Below are 18233 nucleotides of genomic sequence, written 5' to 3' on the forward strand. Positions count from 1 at the left end.
ACGAAGGGTAGGGCGCGGCTGTCGATCTGAGCCTGCAACCGCGCCTTCACTACTTCAATGTTAGATCAGGCCGTGCTTGCCGAGCAGGGCCTGGGTGTCGGCAAGGGTCTCGAGATCGGCGAGGTCGAGATCCGGGTTGACGAGCGAGTCGAGCGTTGGCAGGCCGGCGGGGGCGTCGATGCCGGCAATCAGCGGATACTCGAACGTTTTGTCGACGAAGTACTGCTGCGCCTCGGCGCCTACGAGATAGTCGATGAATTCGAGCGCGTCAGCATCTCCCGCCGCTTGGGCCAGCAGGCCAGCACCAGCCACGTTCACAATGGATCCAGCGTCGCCAGCCTCCGGATAGGAGAGTTGGGCGCGCATGTTGGCCTCGCCGGTCTCGGCGGCCATGGCAAACCAGTAGTAGTGGTTGATGAGTCCGGCCTCGATGACCCCGTCGTTGACCGCGGCGAGGATGGCGCGGTTGCTGTCGAAGATGACCGGGTTGTTGGCGGCGACGGCCTTCACCCACGCGTCGGCGGCTTCTTCGCCGTTGAGCACCCGGTAAGCGGTGACAAAGGCCTGAAAGCTCGCATTGGTCGGCGCAATGCCGAATTTTCCAGCCCAGGCCGGGTCGGTGAAGGCGTCGACGGATGTCGGCACGTCGGCCGCCACCATGGCCTCACTGTCGTAGGCGATCACGCGGGCGCGGCCGGTGACGCCGACCCAGGTGTCGTCGGTCGAGGTGAATCCGGCGGGGACCGCATCGGTCGTCTGGGCGGGGAGCGTCGCGAACAGGTCGGCGTTGCTCAGAGCGCCGAGGGCCCCCGCGTCCTGAGCGAGGAAGACCTGGGCGGGGGTGGCGTCGCCCTCTTCGAGCAGCAGAGCACCGAGCTCGGCGGTGTTTCCGTACCGCACCTCGACCGTGATTCCGCTCTGCTCTTCGAACTGGTCGATGAGCGGCTGCACGAGCGCTTCATCGCGACCCGAGTAGAGCGTGAAGGCGCCATCACTGGTAGCTTCGGCGGTCGTTGCGGGTTGGGCAGCCTGCGTGCAGCCGGCCAGGGCGAGAACGATGGCGCCGGCGACGAGTCCGGCGATGGTGAGGGGGATGCGCATGGGACTCCAGGGACAAGGCGAACGATTTATAAGGTAAGGCTACGCTAACACGGCGGGGAGGGCGAATCGTGTGCCGCCGCCACGGCTGCGCACCCCGTCGTCTGACACGCGCGATGTTCGGCAATCGGCGTGCGGGGAATAGCCCGCGTCAGCGGTCGGTTAATTTACCTGAGCACCGCGGTTCAGGTCGCATTCGCGGCCCGTCTCGCCCGAATCGAAGGAATGATTATTTTGGATCTCAACAACCGACACGGCATCATCACCGGAGCAGGGCAAGGTATCGGGCGGGCCCTGGCGGTCGAATTCGGCTCTCGCGGCGCACACCTGCTTTTGGTGGGCCGCAAAGAGTCCACGCTCACCGCAACAGCCCAACTGGTCGAAGCCGCCGGAGGCACGGCCGAGGTCCTGGCGCAGGATCTCACCCTGCAGGGCAGTATTGACCGCGTGGCCGAGGCCGTCGGGTCATGGGCTACCGTCGACCTGCTCGTGAATAATGCCGGCAACGTTCGTGCCGGGCGGCTCGAAAACACCAGCGAGGCAGACATTCGATCGATGATCGATCTCAACCTCGTTGCCCCCCTGCTTCTGACCCGGGCACTGCTGCCGCGTCTTCGGGCCGGTGCGGACCGAGACAGCATCGTCCTGAACATTTCCAGCGGAATCGCCCTCCTCGGCATACCGTTCTATTCTGTATACGCCGCCACCAAGGCCGGCCTCGCTCGTTTCGGAGAGTCCCTGCGGCGCGAACTGACCGGAACCGGAGTGCACGTCGCGACCGTTTATCCCGGCGCGACGGATACGGACATGATGACGTCGCAGAACGCCGCCGCCTCACCGGGCTGGGAGCGCCGACCCCTCGACGACGTCATCACTGACCTGCTGGCCGGGCTTGAGGCTGGCGACCACGAAATCAACACCTCCCCCGAAGGTGGGCGTGGCATGCAGGAGCTCAACACTTCAGACCCCATGGCCATCGACGCCGCGATGGCCCCCGGGCTCGCCGATTTGGAAGCCGCGGTCAGGGACCACCGCAGCATCTAGGTGATCGCTCGCCGGGCTGGCGGCCCGTCCGCCCGGCCGGCGGCATCCGTTCGCCGATAAAACGGCACAAAAGCCTGGCGACCGCCGCGCGTGAACGCGCAGTGACCGCCAGGCCGGGAATACGATCTATCGGCTGATGACAACCTTCAGGGCCTTGGTTTCGGCCGCACGACCGAAGATGTCATACGCTTCCAGCATCTGATCGAAGCTGAAGTGGTGGGTCACGAATTTTTCGGCGGGGAGCAGTCGGCGGCAGAGGACACGACCGTGCTCGTCGCGCCGAATTCCTTGGCCTGCTCGAGACGGTTGGCGTCTAGGTCGATGGCGATAATCGTCGCGGCGCCATAGAGGCCAGCCGTCGCCATCGCCGACAGGCCAACCGGCCCGGCTCCGATCCGGCGACCACGTCACCGGGCTTGACCTGACCGTTCTGCACGCCGATTTCAAAACCGGTCGGCAGGATGTCAGACAGCTTGACGGCCTGATCTTCGGTGACGCCATTCGGCACTTTGTAGAGCGAGTTCTCGGCGTTGGGCACGCGCACGAATGCTGCTTGGGTGCCGTCGATCAAATGACCGAAGATCCAGCCGATGCCGCTCGTTCCTCGTCATCGAGGCAGTGCGAGTACAGTCCGGTCTTACAGTTGGCGCAGTGTCCGCAGGACTTGACGCACGAAATGATGACCCGATCTCCGACGGTCAGCGTGCTCACAGATGAACCGATTTCGGTAATGGTGCCACACCCTCATGGCCGAGAATTCGGCCCTTCGTGATGGCGGGCACATCACCCCTGAGAATATGCAGATCCGAGCCACAAATGGTGGTCGTCTCAACCCGCACGATCACGTCGATCGGGTTGATGATCTCGGGATTTGGAACGTCGGTCCCGGACTTGTCGCCGGGACCGTTATAAACCAGTGCCTTCACGGACTTTCTCCTTTTATTGCATCGCGGGCCTCTTACGGCAGGAGGGTTCGCCCCGTTCCGGGCTCGTTACTTTTAACATGCGCCTCGAGTCTGAGAGCCTGAGGCACGTTCTGCGGCGGCGGGTGCGCGACGCGGCATCGCTCAAACCGGTCCAATACGCCTTACTTGCGAAATGCTCCGTTGACTGCGCCGAAAGGCTCAGCGCGCACCTGCCGTTCGCCACCCGGCGGCTGATGATCAAGTCCGACGGCAGTGCTCTTCGTTCTCGCGTCGACCACCCCGCTCGTGCATGTCGGCCCGGCAAAGCCTTTGGCATCCTCAACGCGCTCTATCTGGTTTTTGTGCTGATGGTGCTGGTCGGGCTCGCCGTGCGTGGTGACAGCGGGTGGTTCCCAGCCACATCGAAGCACCAGCCGGTAGCGCCACGGGGGCCCGGCCCATAGGGTGAAGTGCTGTTCCCGGAACTCGGTCGTGCTTTCACACTCAGAGACGAGAAAACTATGGCCCAGACCTCGCCTGCCGTACCGGCCCCGAGCGACATCCTGATCGATGCCCGACCGCAGGCCGACCGGCCCGGCGACAAAGTGGCGGTGTTCCTCGCTGAAGGCCTGACCGGCGATGCGGGGCTCGGACCGCTGCTGGAACGGATCCTGCTGAGCGCCGCCCAGCTGCTCGGGTGCGGCATGGGCTCGATCTGCACCATCGATGAGACCGCTCAGGTCTACCGCAAGGAGGTCGACCTCGGCGCCGAGTGCCGGGCGGGCCAGGTCTTCCCGCTGGACGAAGGCGTGACCGGCGCCGTCGTGCGCGCCGGCGGATCCGTCGTGTTCAACGAGTACTCCCAAGTACCTGGCGGTCACCTCGGCCAAGACGACGCCCGCTACCAACGGCCGGTCATTGGCGTGCCGATCAGGCTCCCGTCGGGTGTCATCGGCGCCTGCGTCGTCTTTGCAAACACCTCCGAGCGTCTCTTCACCAGCCAGGATGCCCGGATGCTCGAACTCTTCGCCGCCCAGGCGGCCAGCGCCATCGCCGACTTCCGGCTGCACACCGTCGCCATTGAGGTCAGCATCAGCCTGGCCGAATTGCACAAGACCGAGCGCGCGGCGCTGGCGCAGGGGTTCGGCCGGCCGGGCGGCGATGGACGGGCCGGGCCGGCCCGAGTGTCCCCCGGGCGCCTGAGCGGGACACGCCCCCATCGGGTGCTCGTCCTGCACGAACAACCGGTGATCCGCGCCGGCCTGGTGCACCTGCTGGCTCAGGAGGGGACGGGGATCGAGGTGGTCGCCGAGTACGGCGACGCGGCCGGCGCACTGTCTGGGGCACGGCACCTCCAGCCCGACGTCGTCGTCACCGACATCAATCTGGTCGACCGGCCAGGCGCCGACCTGTTGGGGTCGCTGGCCCGCACCTGTCCGGGAACGGCCGTGGTGCTCCTGGTCGGAGACCCGCACGATGAACGGATCCGACAGGCGGCTCGCTCCGGCGCCCGGGGGTTCCTGAACCGTTCCGCCGACGGGCAGTCACTCGTCCGGGCGGTTGACTCGGCCGTTGCCGGGGACGCCGTTGTCTCGGGCTCCCTGCTGGAACAATGGGGCGAACCGGCCGGTCCTGCCCGCCTGACGTCTCGCGAGCGAGAGGTGCGTCGCCTCGTGGAGAGCGGGCTCCGAGACAAGCAGATCGGTGCCGAGCTCGGCATCTCGGTGAAGACCGTCGAGAAGCACGTCGGAACAATCCTCCGGAAGACCGGGGCGGCCAACCGCACAATGCTGGCCGGGCTGGCTCATCCACGGCCTTCCTGAGCGGATGCCACCGACCGCGAAGAGCAGGGACTTCCCCCAGACGGATGGGGGGACTCCCCGATAGCGAACGATCCGGGTGCGGGGATATCGTGACACAAAGCCAAAGGGGGCAGTCGTGCCAATCGTTTCGTTGAAGGAAATCGTCGATCGCGCGTTCCAGGAACGCTACGGCGTACCGGCCGTCAATGTGTTCAACGACCTCACCATGCAGGGTGTGCTGGATGCGGCGGTCGAGGTGCGGTCGCCCATCATCGTGCAAACCTCGGTCAAGACCGTTCGGTCGATCGGCACGAAGGTACTGTTCTCGATGTGGCAGTCCATGACCGCCGACATCGAGGTGCCGGTGGCCCTGCACCTGGACCATTGCCCCGACCGCGACGTGATCAGCGAATGCCTCGCCATCGGCTGGAACTCGGTGCTGTTCGACGCGTCTGCGCTGCCGGTCGCTGAGAACCAGCGCCAGACCATCGAGGTCGTCAAGGAGGCTCGGGGTTACGGCGCCCATGTCGAGGGTGAGATTGAATCCATCACCGGCGTCGAGGACGGCGTCGGCTCCGACCAGACGGCGGCGCGGCAGACGCTGGACGTCTCGCTCGCATTCATCGAGGCGACCGGTGTCGACGTCTTCGCGCCGTCGATCGGCAACGCCCACGGCGTGTACACGTCGAAACCAACACTGGACTTCGACCGGGTCAGCGACCTGGTAGCGGCGCATCCGCTCCCCATCGCCCTGCACGGCGGCAGCGGAATGACGGATGCGCAATTTCACGATTTGATCCAGCGCGGCTGTTCCAAGGTCAACATCTCCACCGCGCTCAAGATGACCTACCTCCAGTCCACACTGGCCAACCTGCGGCTCGCCGAGCAGGCCGACAAGTGGGACCCGCCGACGCTTTTTCGCGCCGTGAGCGGCGATGTCGTCGACCTGACCCGCGGCTTGGCCCGTACATTCGGTTCTGCCGGCAAGGCGTGGTGAGTGATGCCGGCGCTCATCTTCGACTGCGATGGTGTGCTCGCCGACACGGAACGTGACGGACACCTGCCCGCCTTCAACGCCACCTTCGCCGAATTTGGTCTGCCCGTGCACTGGAGCGAGGAGGACTACGCCGGGAAGCTGCTGATCGGCGGCGGCAAGGAACGCCTCACGAGCCTGCTCACCCCGGAGTTCGTTCAGGCGGCGGGATTGCCCGTCGACCCAGCCAGCCAACAGGAGGCGGTCGCCTCCTGGCACCGGCGCAAGACGCAGATCTACACCGACCTGGTCGCCTCCGGAGCCCTGCCTGCCCGCCCGGGAATCGCCCGGATCGTCGCTGATGCTGCCGCTGACGGTTGGCTGCTGGCCGTCGCCTCGACCTCGGCCGAAGCCTCCGTGCGTGCGGTGCTGCTCTACACCGTGGGCGAGATGCTGGCCGCACGGTTCCAGGTTTTCGCCGGGGACATCGTGGCCGCCAAGAAGCCAGCACCCGACATCTACACCTATGCGCTCGAGCACCTCGGCGTGACCACTGACGAGGCGGTCGTGATCGAGGACAGCAGCAACGGCCTGCGCGCGGCCCGCGCGGCCAGGCTGCGCACCGTCGTCACGGTGAGCAGCTACACGGCCGACGAGGACTTCGCCGGTGCCGCCCTCGTCGTCACCTCGCTCGGCGAGCCGCACGGCGTGACCACGTCCGTGCTTCGTTCCCCCGCCGGCGTGGTGCCGCGCGGGTTTGTAACGCTGGACGACGTCCTGTCCGTACTGCGCTCCCCCGACCCCGAGGAAGAATCATGACCAGCTCTCAGGACACAACGGAATTCGTGGTGCGGTCCATCGCCGAGGAAGCGCTGGCCAACGAGAAGTATTTCGGTGAACTCGACTCGGTCGTGGGCGACGGGGACTTCGGATACTCCCTCGCGCGCGGGTTCGAAGTCGTGCTCTCGGGCTGGGATGGCGTTGACCGAAGCGACCCCGGCATTTTCCTGAGCAAGATCGCCATCATCATCACCAGCACCATCGGCGGCACCTCCGGGCCCCTCTGGGGTACAGCCTTCCTTCGCGCCGGCACACAACTCACGGGCCTCAACGAGGTCACGCCAGCGAACTCGATCGCCGCCCTGCGCGCGGCGATCGAGGGGATCAAACATCGTGGCAAGTCCGATGTCGGCGACAAGACCCTCCTCGACGCCCTCGTTCCCGCTGTCGACGCACTCGAGAATGCATTTCAAGCCGGGGACGACGCGAAGACGGCGCTCGGAAAGATGGCGACGTCCGCCCGGCAAGCCGCAGACGCCACCAGTCTCCTCCAGGCTCGCCGCGGTCGCGCGAGCTACACCGGTGAACGCAGCATCGGTTCGCCCGACGCGGGCGCGATCGCCATCGCCGTGCTGGCCGAGCACCTCGCCCGTACCTGGCCCACCTAGTACCCCATCAGCCATCCGATCCCGACAACGACGTGGAGACAGCATGAAGAAGTTCATCAACGACCCCAAGCAGTTCGTCCCCGAGATGCTCGAGGGCATCGCCCTCGCGAACCCCGACACGCTGCGCTACGTACCCGAATACCACCTCATCCATCGCGCCGACGCCCCCAACCATGACAAGGTCACCATCATCCAGGGCTCCGGCTCCGGCCATGAACCCGCCCACGTCATGACGGTCGGCCGAGGAATGCTCGATGGCGCGTGCCCCGGGGACGTCTTCGCCGCGCCGCCGATCGACTACATCATCGGGTCGACCAAGCTCCTCGCCTCCAACAAGGGCGTACTGCTTTTGGTCAACAACTACACCGGCGACCGGATGGCGTTCGAGATGGCGGAGGAAGCATCCAGTGCCGACGGCATCACGGTGCGCACGCTGTTCATCGATGATGACGTCTCGGTGCAGGACTCCACGTACACCGTCGGCCGCCGAGGGGTGGCTGGCAACTTCTTCGTGATGAAAGCAGTCGGGGCCGCCGCGGAGACCGGGGCCGACCTCGACGAACTGGTGCGCATCGGCGAGAAGGTAAATTCGGTCACACGGACCATGGGCGTGGCGCTGACGGCGTGCACCCCGCCCGCCCGTGGGGCGCCCCTGTTCGAACTCGGCGACGACGAGATCGAGATCGGTGTCGGAATTCACGGCGAACCCGGACGGCGCCGCGCGTTGTGGATGCCCGCCAACGAGATCGTGGACGAGTTGCTCGGCGCGATCGTTCCCGATCTGCCGTTCGTCAGTGGAGACCGGGTCGCCGTGATGGTGAACGGTCTGGGCGGCACTCCCATCAGCGAGCTGTACATCCTGTACGGGATCATCCACAAACGCCTCACCGAGCTCGGCATGACGATCGGTCGCAATTACGTGGGTGAGTACTGTACGTCCCTGGACATGGCCGGAGCTTCGATCACGCTCGTGCGACTCGACGACGAGATCGAAATGCTCCTGGCCGCCCCGGCGGAGATCGCCATGCGCGTTTTCTGACCCGCCCGACGCGGGGCCGTAACCGCGGCCGCCGAGTTCCCCGCCGGCGCGAATGCCCGCCAACGAACATGGCCGGTACGTTGGCGGGGGCAACCTCGTCTCGCACGTGAGCACGGCGATCGGCGAGGTGCTCGCACCCACGAACCACGAGAAGCCGTAAGCTCGACCAGTGCGCCTTGTAATTGCGAAATGTTCCGTTGACTATGCCGGAAGGCTCAGCGCGCACCTGCCGCTCGCCACCCGGCTTCTGATGATCAAGTCCGACGGCAGCGTGCTCGTGCACTCCGACGGCGGCTCCTACAAACCGCTCAACTGGATGAGCCCGCCCTGCTCGGTCACCATCTCCGAGCCGGACAGCGATCAGACGGATGCCGGCATCACCGCCCTCTGGACGGTCACCCACGCCAAGACCGCCGACCAACTCGTGGTCAGCGTCTACGAGGTGCAGCACGACTCCGCGCACGATCTCGGCATCGACCCCGGCCTCATCAAGGACGGCGCCGAGTCTCACCTGCAGAAACTCCTCGCCGAGCACATCCACTTGCTTGGTGAGGGATTCACCTTTGTACGCCGCGAATACATGACGGCGATCGGGCCCGTCGATATTCTCGCGCAGGATGCCGCCGGCCGGTCCGTCGCGGTCGAACTCAAGCGCAACGGCGACATCGACGGAGTCGAACAGCTCACGCGCTACCTCGAGCTGATGAACCGCGACCCGCACCTCGCGCCGGTCAATGGGGTTTTTGCCGCCCAGACCATCAAACCGCAGGCCCGCAAGCTGGCCGAGGATCGCGGCATCCGCTGTCTGCTGCTCGATTACGACGCCATGCGCGGCCTCGACGACACGGCCTCGAAACTGTTCTAGCGCAGGTTTACGGCGTCGGGTCGCACAGACGCAACCGCGGGAAAGCTGATCAACATGGGCAAATGGGAGATTTCACGGCTCAGCGATTAGGCTTGTTGAGTGAATCCAACATTGACGCGCACCTGGAGCGCTATCCTTTTTGACCTCGACGGAACCATCACCGATTCCGCCCCGGCCATCACCAGCTCTTTGGCCCGCACCTTCACGTTGCTCGGCCGCCCCGTTCCCTCCGATTCCGAGCTTCTCTCGTATGTCGGTCCGCCGATGCTCGAGGCCTTCCAGGAATACGCTGGAATGACCCCCGACGAGGCCGTGGAGGCCATCGCGGTCTACCGCGCCGAGTACCACGGTGCCGCCTCACTCGATACGGCTGTCTATCCCGGGATCGCCGGTCTGCTCGAGCGCATCCATGCGGCCGGAATTCCCCTGGCACTGGCCACCAGCAAGCCAGAGCTCAGCGCGATCGCCATCCTGACCCACTTCGATCTCGCCAAGTATTTCACTGCAACCGTCGGTGCTTCCGCCGACGAGACCCGCAGCAAGAAGACCGACATCGTCGCCGAAGCACTGGCCCGCCTGGCTGTGACCGGGGTCGACACGAGCGCCGCCGTCATGGTCGGTGACCGCAGCTACGACGCTGTCGGCGCCCAAGCCAATGGCATTCCGGCCATTCTGGTGGAGTGGGGCTACGGCTCACCCGCCGAGGCCGCCGCGGCGACCGCCGTCGTGCACTCCACCGACCAGCTCGCCAAGCTACTGCTCGGTTGAGTCCCTGGCCGCGAGGGGCGGGGTTGCCCGTACCCTGGTGGCCAGAAGTCCTTGGTTGCTAGGAATCGAAGCCGAGCCCCAGGGCATCGAGGGTTTTGAGCAGTGCGTTGCGGCGACCCCGGTTGTGGTCGGCGCGATTGAGCGCCCAGCGCGTCGCCTGAATTCCAGCGGATGCCATCGGCTCCGGTGGAAACGAAAGCGGCCGTCCCCGCACCATGGCCAGTTCAGTGCGTTCCGTGGTGCGGCCGGCCAGCTGGTCGAGCATGACCTGGGCCGCGAAGTGTGTGGCGCCCACGCCGAGCCCGGTGAATCCGGCCGCATAGCTGATCCGCCCGGCGCGGGCCTGGCCGAAGAAGGCACAGAACTGCGTGGAGGTGTCGATGGCGCCGGCCCACTTGTGGCTGAAGCGCACTCCGGCCAGCTGCGGGAACGTCGTGAAGAAGTGACTCGCGAGCTTCTCGAAGGTCTCCGAACGGTTCTCGTAGCAGCTGCGCACTCTGCGTCCGTAGTGATACACAGCGTCGTAGCCGCCGAACAGAATGCGGTTGTCGGCGCTCAACCGGTAGTAGTGGAACTGGTTGGCGAGGTCGCTGAGGCCCTGCCGGTTCTGCCAGCCGATCGCGGCCAGCTGGCTCGCGCTGAGCGGTTCGGTCATCAGCACGTAGTCGTAGACCGGCACGGTGGCGAGCCTGTTGCGCTTGAGCAGGGACGGAAAGACATTGGTGGCGAGCGCTGTCCTCCGGGCCGTCACGGTGCCGCCCGCGGTCATGACCCGGGTGCCCTGGGCGACGGTGAGCGCGGTCGTGTCGAGGTTCTGCACGAGCGAACGCTCGAAGATCTCCACGCCGAGCTCGGTGGCCACCCGCGCCAGCTCGGCGGCGAGCTTGCCCGGATGCACAAGGGCATTGCTGCGCCGGTGCCAGACCCCCGCCAAATAGGTCGGTGACGCAATCTCGGCCTGCACGGCCGCCGCATCGAGAAACAGGGTGTGCTCATCGGGCGTCACCTCGCGCAGCCAGTCGATCTGATGCTCCTCGGTGGCCAGGTCGATGGCCCCGGTGCGCTCGAAATCGCAGTCGAGGCCAAGGGCGGCCACCGCCCGCTCAATTTCATCGAGGTTCTCCTGACCGAGTTCGGTCAGACGATCGATCTCCTGGGGCCACCGACTGCGCCCGTTTTCTTCGCCGTGGGTCAGGCTCGCTTCACAGAAGCCACCATTGCGACCGGATGCCGCCCATCCAACCGTGCGCGCCTCCAGCAGCACCACCCGGGCAGCGGGATTCTGTTGCTTGGCCAAGACCGCGCTCCACAGGCCGAGGTAGCCGCCGCCGACGATGGCGAGGTCGCAGGTGAGGTCGCCCGAGAGCCGGGGATAGTGCGCGCGCGGCCCGAGGTCATCGAGCCAGAAAGAACCCTGCCGCGTGCCGGCGAGCGAGGCGGCGACGACGGATGCCGCTGGCCGGTCTCGATCGAAGATGGTACTGGTCAGGCGGTTACTCACGGCGGGCGCGTCCTCTCACGGCAACGATGCCGCTGACTGGTCTTGGGCGCCCCCAGCCTAGCGGCGCTCGACGACAGTGCTGGAATCCGTTCTTGATGCGCTTCGCGCGCTGGCCGCCCCGTGCCGGACGTCCCACACGCACAAAAGTGCCGCCCCGCGTAAGCGGGACGGCACCAGGGTAAGCGTTGAGACTAGATGATTGCGGCGCGCAGGGCGGCGGCGGCAGCGGCCGGGTCCTCGGCGCCATAGATCGCTCCGCCGGCAACGGCAACCGTTGCTCCGGCGCGCTGCACCGCGGCGATGGTCGCGAGGCTCACACCACCGGCGAGGGAGAACGGAACCTTGGCGGTCTCGCCCTGGTTGAGCAGCTTCGCGAGCGAGAAGCCGGGCTCAGCCTGCTCGTCGAGTCCGGCGTGCATCTCCACGAACTGGGCGCCAAGCGCGGTGACCTCGCGGGCGCGGGTGACCTTGTCGGCGACGCCGATGAGGTCAACGACGATGCCCTTGCCGTGCTTGGTCGCGGCGGCGACAGCACCGATGATAGTGCTGTCCCCGGCCGTGCCGAGCACGGTGACAAGGTCGGCACCAGCGGCGAAGGCGATGTCGGCTTCGAGCTCGCCGGCATCCATCGTCTTGAGGTCGGCGAAAACAATCTTGTCGGGGTGCGCGGCCTTGATCGCGGTGACGGCGCGCAGGCCTTCAGCCTTGATCAGCGGGGTGCCGAGCTCGATGATGTCGACGTGCGGGGCGACCTGGGCGGCGAGCGCGAGTGCGGCGTCGGTGGTCAGTACGTCCATTGCTACCTGAAGCTTCATGGGGTTCTACTTTCTGTTCGTGAGTAAGGGTGGAAGGTTTGTGTAGAGTTGCGCGCCTTATTCGAGGTTCGCATGGCGTGGCCAGAGCTGCTCGGCCGTGGCCCCGCTCGCCTGCCACAGCGCATGAAAAATTGCGTCGCCCACGAGCAGAACGGACTGCTCGAACAGGCCGCCCGAATACTGGGCTGATACCTGGCCGGCATGGTCCTGCTTGGCGGCCGCGGGAATGACCACGGTCACCGCGGCCAGCCGCCCGAGCGGCGACTCGGGCGCCGTGGTGAGCGCGAGAATGCTCGCGCCGACGCCGTGCGCCGTCTCGGCGGCGCGCACGATGGCTCCCGTCGTTCCGGAACCGCTGGCAACGAGCAGCACGTCGCCCGCCGTGATCGCCGGGCTCGTCACCTCGCCCACCACGTGCACGTCGAGGCCGAGGTGCATGAGCCGCATCGCGGTCATCTTCAGAGCCAGGCCCGAACGGCCGGCACCGAGCACGAAGACCCGTGGAGCCGACGCGAGCAGGGCCCCTGCATCGTCCAGCGACGAATCGGATGCCGCTCGGAGCGCGTCGACAACGCGACCGTTCTCTGCAGTAATGATACCGATGGCATCCGCTACTGCAAGTCGCGTTTGGGTGGTTGTCGTTTCGTTCATAGAACAATCATCCATTCCGCTGAGCGGGAGTGCAGCCCGCCAAATGGGCGGTTTTACTATCCAAACGAATGGCTCCGAGTTGGCTATCAGGGTGGTTCGGATAGGATGACCGCATGACGCTTTCCCCGCCCATCCAGCCCGCGCAAAACTCGCGCACCGCGGCCGCCGAGCGCTCCAAACTCATCGCCGACTTGACCGATGCGCACGCGACCACACTGGAATCATTGCTTGCCGTACTGCGCTCGAGCAGAACGAGTGACACCGCTGCCCGCCAGAGGGCGACCGAGCTCGCCGCCGCCGCAATGGTCGCGCTGCGCGCGGTGAGCGACCTCGACCGCAGCCTCACCGAGGAACCCGTTGCGCGTGCCTTCGAACGGCTGCGCGATGACCTGCGCCCGCTCGTGCGTTTCGGCGACCTCGACGTACAGTTCATCGAGCCACCGGTGAACGGGCGTGCGCTGCCCGGCGAGGTCGCCCACGAAGCCAGGGCCATCGTGCGCGGCGCCGTGCTCGCTCTGGTCGAGCAGACCGGTGTCGCCCGGGTGCGGGTGCAGTGGGACTGCGACGGCAGCAACCTGCTCATTCACATTCGCGACGACGGCCCGGGTGACCTCGACGCCGAGGTGGCGAGCGTGCGCCAACTGGCCGCCCGCGTCGTCGCGCTCAGCGGCACCCTCAACGTGGAGGCAACGGCGGGGTGGGGATCCGAGATGGCGGTGTCGCTTCCGCTGGACGCGCCGACAGCATCCGTCACGGCCGCCGCGACCTGGGGGCTCAGCCCGCGCGAACGCGGTGTGCTCGAACTCGTGGCCTCGGGCGCCCGCAACAAGGCAATCGCCGAGACATTGACCATCAGCGAGAACACGGTGAAGTTTCACGTGGCCAACCTGCTCCGCAAGGTTGGCGCATCGACCCGCGCCGAACTGGCCTCCCTCGCCCGCTGACCGCTAAGGTGAAAGCGTCAGAAGACACACACCAACCACGGGAGCGCGCACCAGCGAGCTGAGAGGACGGCCAGGGCCGTCGACCGTTGAACCTGTCCGGGTAATGCCGGCGTAGGGAGCTCCACGCAATGCGCACACCTGACGAAATAGCCATGTCAGAAACCGTCACCACCGGCCCGATCAAGGGCAGCAGCAAACGATACGAACCGGTTCCCACGTGGCCCGGGCTTCAAATCCCAGTGCGCCGGGTGCACCTCAGCAACGGCGAACACTTCGATCTGTATGACACGTCCGGCCCGTACACCGACGCTACGGCTACCATCGATCTCCAGAAGGGGCTTCCGCAGATGAGAGCCGGGTGGGAACATCCGCTGCCCATCGACGGTGCCTCCACCCAGCTGGTCTGGGCTCGGGCGGGTATCGTCACACCGGAAATGGCCTACATCGCCGCCCGCGAAGGCGTCTCGGTCGACCTCGTGCGCGACGAAGTGGCGCGCGGCCGGGCGGTCATTCCAGCCAACCGCAAGCACCCCGAGAGTGAGCCGATGATCATCGGCAAGGCCTTCACCGTGAAGATCAACGCGAACATCGGCAACTCGGCCGTCACCTCGTCAATCGCCGAAGAGGTGGAGAAGATGGTCTGGGCCGCCCGCTGGGGCGCCGATACCCTGATGGATCTCTCCACCGGCAAAGACATTCACCTCACCCGGGAGTGGATCATGCGCAACTCGCCCATTCCGGTGGGCACCGTTCCGCTTTACCAGGCCGTCGAGAAGGTCAACGGCGACCCGGCACTGCTCACCTGGGAGATCTACCGCGACACAGTGATCGAGCAGTGCGAGCAGGGCGTCGACTACATGACCGTGCACGCCGGCGTGTTGCTGCGCTACGTGCCACTCACCGCCAACCGCGTCACCGGCATCGTCTCGCGCGGCGGCTCGATCATGGCCGCGTGGTGCCTCGCGCACCACGAAGAGAGCTTTCTGTACACCCACTTCGTGGAGCTGTGCGAAATTCTGCGCCGCTACGACGTGACCTTCTCGCTCGGCGACGGCCTGCGCCCCGGCTCGATCGCCGACGCCAACGACGAGGCCCAATTCGCCGAATTGCGTACCCTTGGGGAACTGACCAAAATCGCGAAATCCTACGGCGTGCAGGTGATGATCGAGGGGCCGGGTCACGTCCCGATGCACAAGATCGTCGAAAATGTGCGCCTGGAGGAGGAACTGTGCGAGGAGGCCCCGTTTTATACGCTCGGCCCGCTTGCCACCGACATCGCGCCAGCCTACGACCACATCACGAGCGCGATCGGCGCGGCCATCATCGCCCAGGCCGGCACCGCCATGCTGTGCTACGTCACCCCCAAAGAGCACCTCGGGCTGCCCAACCGCGACGACGTGAAGACCGGCGTGATCACCTACAAGATCGCCGCCCACTCCGCCGACCTGGCCAAACAGCATCCGCGCGCCCAGGAACGCGATGACGCCCTCAGCCGGGCCCGGTTCGAGTTTCGTTGGACCGACCAGTTCGCGCTCTCTCTCGACCCCGACACCGCGCAGAGCTTCCACGACGAAACGCTTCCGGCCGGCCCGGCCAAGGCCGCCCACTTTTGTTCCATGTGCGGGCCCAAGTTCTGTTCCATGCGCATTTCAGCGGATGTTCGGGTCTACGCCGAAGAGAACGGCCTCACCAGCCTCGAGGCGATCGAGGCTGGCATGGCCGAAAAGTCGGCGGAGTTCACTCGCCTTGGCAGCTCGGTCTATCTACCGCTGCGCGTGGTCTCGGCGGAGTAACACTGAGCGCGCGGGCGCGCGCATCCGTTCGCCGATTCGTGAGTATGAAACGTTTCCCGCAAGAAATGGTGTCAAACCCACGCGTCTTTCAGTGCCGACTCCGATCCGGCAAAGTCGACCCCGAGTCGATGAATTGCTCCCGACCGGCGCTCTGAACGCCCGCGAAACCGTCCCGGGTTGCAGGGTGTTCCCTCGGTGCTGACACAAAGATTCCGCCATGACTTTCGCAGACGCGACGCTCCCCTTGGTTCGTCCTGACAACGGTGGGAAGCATCCAGGGACCACCCGTCGAGCGCGGACGCGACACGCACTCACCCATTTCCAGCAGCGCCGCACCGCGCTCCGGGTTTGCTCGACCCAGCAGGCGGCGTCGGCTGGCATGTCCATTCTCACGACCCTGGTTTTTAACGTTCCACATGAGGTCATCGCCGTGGTTTTCGACGTTCCACATCAGGCTGTCGCTGTGGTTTTCGACGTTCCACATCAGGCTGTCGACGTGGTTTTCGATAGCCGCAGGGGTCACGGTTTTCGCTCGGTACCGGGCACCACAGCACACCCTGAACCGACCCCCGAAATTAGGGGTAATCGACTAGTCCACACGCGGCTTCCCCCCTCAACAGCGACCGGGCACCATGGGCACATTCCAACAGTGGAGGTCGCCATGACAACCGTATTCGAGACTCGAGCACAGCCCACCACGACAGCCATAGCCCATCTGAACGTGCACGTATTCGGAAACCTGACCGTTCGTCGCGGATCGGTCGTACTGCACTCCCACCAACTGGGTGGCCCGAAGCCGCGCCAGATTCTGGAGATTTTGCTCGTGCACCTCGGACTGCCCGTCTCGAAGGACCGCCTGATCGAATTACTCTGGGGTTCGAACGCCCCGGTCGAAGCCCTACCGACCCTCGAAAGTTACGTGAGTGTCTTGCGCCGCCATCTGCAGCCCGGCGCAGGAAAATTCGGTCCGCTGCAGACCACGACCGGCGGCTACGTGCTCGACCGGGACCTGGTCGACGTCGACCTCGACCAGTTTGACGTTTTGCTGCAACGAGCCCAGAAGACTGTTCCGAGCCTGGCCTACCCCCTGCTGCTGCGGGCTCTCAACCTCGCCAAAGCACCCCTTCTCGGCGACGAACTCGTACCAGCCTGGGCAGCGGAAGCCCGCGACCTGCACGCCGCCCGACTCACCGGCGCCCGCATTCTCGCCTCAGAGACCGCCGCGGCTCTGCACCGAATCGATGAGGCGCTCGAGTTCGCGAACCGGGCACTGGCCGACGAGCCATTCAATGAACGAGCCTGGACGGCTCTCATCCTCGGACTGGAGACGAGCGGGCGCCATACCGAGGGCCTGCAGGCGTACGACCGCTGTCGCCACGCCATGCGAAACGAGTTGGGCTGCGCTCCCGGGCCGATTCTGCGCGCTGCCCAGCTTCGGCTGCTGAACGCGACAGCAGACGGTGACGGCGACCTGGCGGACGTGCTCTCCGCCCTGCTCATGCTGCACGACCGACTCCGCCTATCGCCGGCCAGCGGGCCGAATATCCGTCCTAACGCGAGGGCGGCCTCTATTCTTGCGCGACCACAGCCGGTTGCGGAGTCGATCCGGGAGGCCACCGATGTTGTCACGTCATTTCTGCGGCGCGCTGTCACTCACGCCTGAGCTGGCAGCCCGTGTACCCGTCGCCCCACCACATGGGGGAATCGAGGGACGGGACTCGACAGATGCTCGTGTTTTGCGCATAATGGTGTCGCCGACCGGAATAGTGCACTGCTCTCCGCCAGCAACGAGGCTCGAAAACGGGCAGAGAGGTCGCCGGAAATGACCTCGCAGATGTTCCCGAGTGAACCCGTTGTGCATGGGACAACCGCGACCGCCTCCCTAACGGGATTCGCCACCACAGAGCAAATTCGCATTCTCATCGTGGACGACCACACCACCTTCGCCGAATTGCTCACCGGTTCCCTCAATCGTGAACCCGACCTGTGCAGTGTCGGCGCGGCCAACAGCGTGGCTAGCGGCATCGCCGCGTGCCTTGCGCTTGCCCCTGACGTCGTCGTCATGGACTACCACCTTCCCGACGGCAGCGGCCTCGTCGCGGCCACCGCGATCCTCGCCCGCGCGCCACACACCCGCATTGTCATTCTCACCGGCGACCCGGCACTGGAAGCCCTCGAGCAGGCCGCCGCGATCGGTGTTTGCGCGTTCCTGCCCAAAGACGGCTCCCTCGCGACGGTGCTTGAGACCCTGCGACACGCGCGCATCGGCGGTTTCATCGTGCATCCGTCCCTCGTCAGCCTGCTGAGTGCTCGGCGTCGGCAGCACAGTGCGGAGATTCCGTTTCCCGACCTGACCAAACGTGAGCTCGCCGTGCTCCGACTCATGGGCGAGGGTTCCGACGTGCGGGCCAACGCCAAGACCCTGGGAATTTCCGAAAATACCTGCCGCGGCTACGTAAAATCCATCCTCGGCAAGCTGGGCGCGCATTCTCAGCTTGAGGCCGTCGTGATTGCGACCCGACTTGGTCTGGTGCCGGCCCAACATGTCTAAGCGACCTCCGAGGCTTTCCCGGCGGGAAGAGAATCA

General features: G+C 65.7%; 18 protein-coding genes and 1 pseudogene. 12 read left to right on the forward strand and 7 right to left on the reverse strand.

Annotated features, from left to right (window positions below):
- Nucleotides 1-60 precede the first annotated feature (60 nt).
- Nucleotides 61-1101 (reverse strand): extracellular solute-binding protein, encoded by a 1041-nt coding sequence (locus tag E3T50_RS09085; protein ID WP_134551546.1) that lies wholly within the window; start codon nt 1099-1101, stop codon nt 61-63.
- Nucleotides 1102-1323: 222 nt separating this feature from the next.
- Between E3T50_RS09085 and E3T50_RS09090 the strand changes: the two genes are divergently transcribed.
- Entirely contained in the window at nt 1324-2142 is an 819-nt protein-coding gene (locus E3T50_RS09090) for an SDR family NAD(P)-dependent oxidoreductase (RefSeq protein ID WP_134551547.1), read from the forward strand.
- Nucleotides 2143-2363: 221 nt separating this feature from the next.
- On the opposite strand, the gene E3T50_RS16835 is transcribed toward E3T50_RS09090, so the two are convergent.
- The 3 genes and pseudogenes from E3T50_RS16835 to E3T50_RS16960 form a co-directional block, all read right to left on the reverse strand.
- Nucleotides 2364-2507 carry a hypothetical protein gene (locus E3T50_RS16835; RefSeq protein WP_338145353.1) on the reverse strand — a complete coding sequence of 48 codons (144 nt, stop codon included), beginning with the start codon at nt 2505-2507 and terminating at the stop codon, nt 2364-2366.
- The gene (locus tag E3T50_RS16840; protein WP_338145357.1) at nt 2456-2713 is read right to left on the reverse strand and encodes a hypothetical protein; all 258 of its coding nucleotides are present in this window, start codon (nt 2711-2713) and stop codon (nt 2456-2458) included. Before E3T50_RS16840 ends, E3T50_RS16835 begins: the two co-directional genes overlap by 52 nt.
- Nucleotides 2710-3068: pseudogene (locus E3T50_RS16960) on the reverse strand (alcohol dehydrogenase catalytic domain-containing protein). Before E3T50_RS16960 ends, E3T50_RS16840 begins: the two are co-directional and overlap by 4 nt.
- 500 nt (nt 3069-3568) lie before the next feature.
- Between E3T50_RS16960 and E3T50_RS09105 the strand changes: the two are divergent.
- The 7 genes from E3T50_RS09105 (at nt 3569) to E3T50_RS09135 (ending at nt 9942) form a co-directional block, all read left to right on the forward strand.
- Complete coding sequence (locus E3T50_RS09105) at nt 3569-4870, forward strand: GAF domain-containing protein (RefSeq protein ID WP_134551549.1); 1302 nt, start codon at nt 3569-3571, stop codon at nt 4868-4870.
- 115 nt (nt 4871-4985) lie between these two features.
- Nucleotides 4986-5846, forward strand: a complete 861-nt coding sequence (locus tag E3T50_RS09110) for a class II fructose-bisphosphate aldolase (RefSeq protein WP_134551550.1) — start codon at nt 4986-4988, stop codon at nt 5844-5846.
- Nucleotides 5847-5849: 3 nt separating this feature from the next.
- Nucleotides 5850-6641: an HAD-IA family hydrolase gene (locus E3T50_RS09115; RefSeq protein WP_134551738.1), complete on the forward strand. Its 792-nt coding sequence runs from the start codon at nt 5850-5852 to the stop codon at nt 6639-6641.
- Nucleotides 6638-7270 (forward strand): dihydroxyacetone kinase subunit DhaL, encoded by a 633-nt coding sequence (dhaL, locus tag E3T50_RS09120; RefSeq protein WP_134551551.1) that lies wholly within the window; start codon nt 6638-6640, stop codon nt 7268-7270. Before E3T50_RS09115 ends, dhaL begins: the two co-directional genes overlap by 4 nt.
- A gap of 43 nt (nt 7271-7313) precedes the next feature.
- Nucleotides 7314-8309 (forward strand): dihydroxyacetone kinase subunit DhaK, encoded by a 996-nt coding sequence (dhaK, locus tag E3T50_RS09125; protein WP_134551552.1) that lies wholly within the window; start codon nt 7314-7316, stop codon nt 8307-8309.
- A 169-nt stretch (nt 8310-8478) separates the two neighbouring features.
- Nucleotides 8479-9174, forward strand: a complete 696-nt coding sequence (gene nucS, locus E3T50_RS09130) for an endonuclease NucS (protein WP_134551553.1) — start codon at nt 8479-8481, stop codon at nt 9172-9174.
- Between the two features lie 99 nt (nt 9175-9273).
- Nucleotides 9274-9942 carry an HAD hydrolase-like protein gene (locus tag E3T50_RS09135; RefSeq protein WP_241978241.1) on the forward strand — a complete coding sequence of 223 codons (669 nt, stop codon included), beginning with the start codon at nt 9274-9276 and terminating at the stop codon, nt 9940-9942.
- A gap of 58 nt (nt 9943-10000) precedes the next feature.
- On the opposite strand, the gene E3T50_RS09140 is transcribed toward E3T50_RS09135, so the two are convergent.
- From E3T50_RS09140 to hxlB, 3 genes are all read right to left on the reverse strand, one after another.
- Complete coding sequence (locus E3T50_RS09140) at nt 10001-11431, reverse strand: NAD(P)/FAD-dependent oxidoreductase (RefSeq protein WP_134551739.1); 1431 nt, start codon at nt 11429-11431, stop codon at nt 10001-10003.
- A 203-nt stretch (nt 11432-11634) separates the two neighbouring features.
- Nucleotides 11635-12258, reverse strand: coding sequence for a 3-hexulose-6-phosphate synthase (gene hxlA, locus E3T50_RS09145; protein ID WP_134458707.1), 624 nt, complete (start codon nt 12256-12258; stop codon nt 11635-11637).
- Between the two features lie 57 nt (nt 12259-12315).
- Nucleotides 12316-12909 (reverse strand): 6-phospho-3-hexuloisomerase, encoded by a 594-nt coding sequence (gene hxlB, locus E3T50_RS09150; RefSeq protein WP_134551554.1) that lies wholly within the window; start codon nt 12907-12909, stop codon nt 12316-12318.
- A 113-nt stretch (nt 12910-13022) separates the two neighbouring features.
- On the opposite strand from hxlB, the gene E3T50_RS09155 reads away from it, so the two are divergent.
- From E3T50_RS09155 to E3T50_RS09170, 4 genes are all read left to right on the forward strand, one after another.
- Complete coding sequence (locus tag E3T50_RS09155; protein ID WP_134551555.1) at nt 13023-13853, forward strand: LuxR C-terminal-related transcriptional regulator; 831 nt, start codon at nt 13023-13025, stop codon at nt 13851-13853.
- Nucleotides 13854-14005: 152 nt separating this feature from the next.
- Nucleotides 14006-15646: a phosphomethylpyrimidine synthase ThiC gene (thiC, locus tag E3T50_RS09160; protein ID WP_277612663.1), complete on the forward strand. Its 1641-nt coding sequence runs from the start codon at nt 14006-14008 to the stop codon at nt 15644-15646.
- 661 nt (nt 15647-16307) lie between these two features.
- Nucleotides 16308-17309: an AfsR/SARP family transcriptional regulator gene (locus E3T50_RS09165; RefSeq protein WP_134551557.1), complete on the forward strand. Its 1002-nt coding sequence runs from the start codon at nt 16308-16310 to the stop codon at nt 17307-17309.
- A 261-nt stretch (nt 17310-17570) separates the two neighbouring features.
- Complete coding sequence (locus E3T50_RS09170) at nt 17571-18197, forward strand: response regulator transcription factor (protein ID WP_166784259.1); 627 nt, start codon at nt 17571-17573, stop codon at nt 18195-18197.
- Nucleotides 18198-18233: the final 36 nt, after the last annotated feature.

This window comes from Cryobacterium gelidum, from assembly GCF_004403985.1.
Taxonomy (GTDB): Bacteria; Actinomycetota; Actinomycetes; order Actinomycetales; family Microbacteriaceae; genus Cryobacterium; species Cryobacterium gelidum.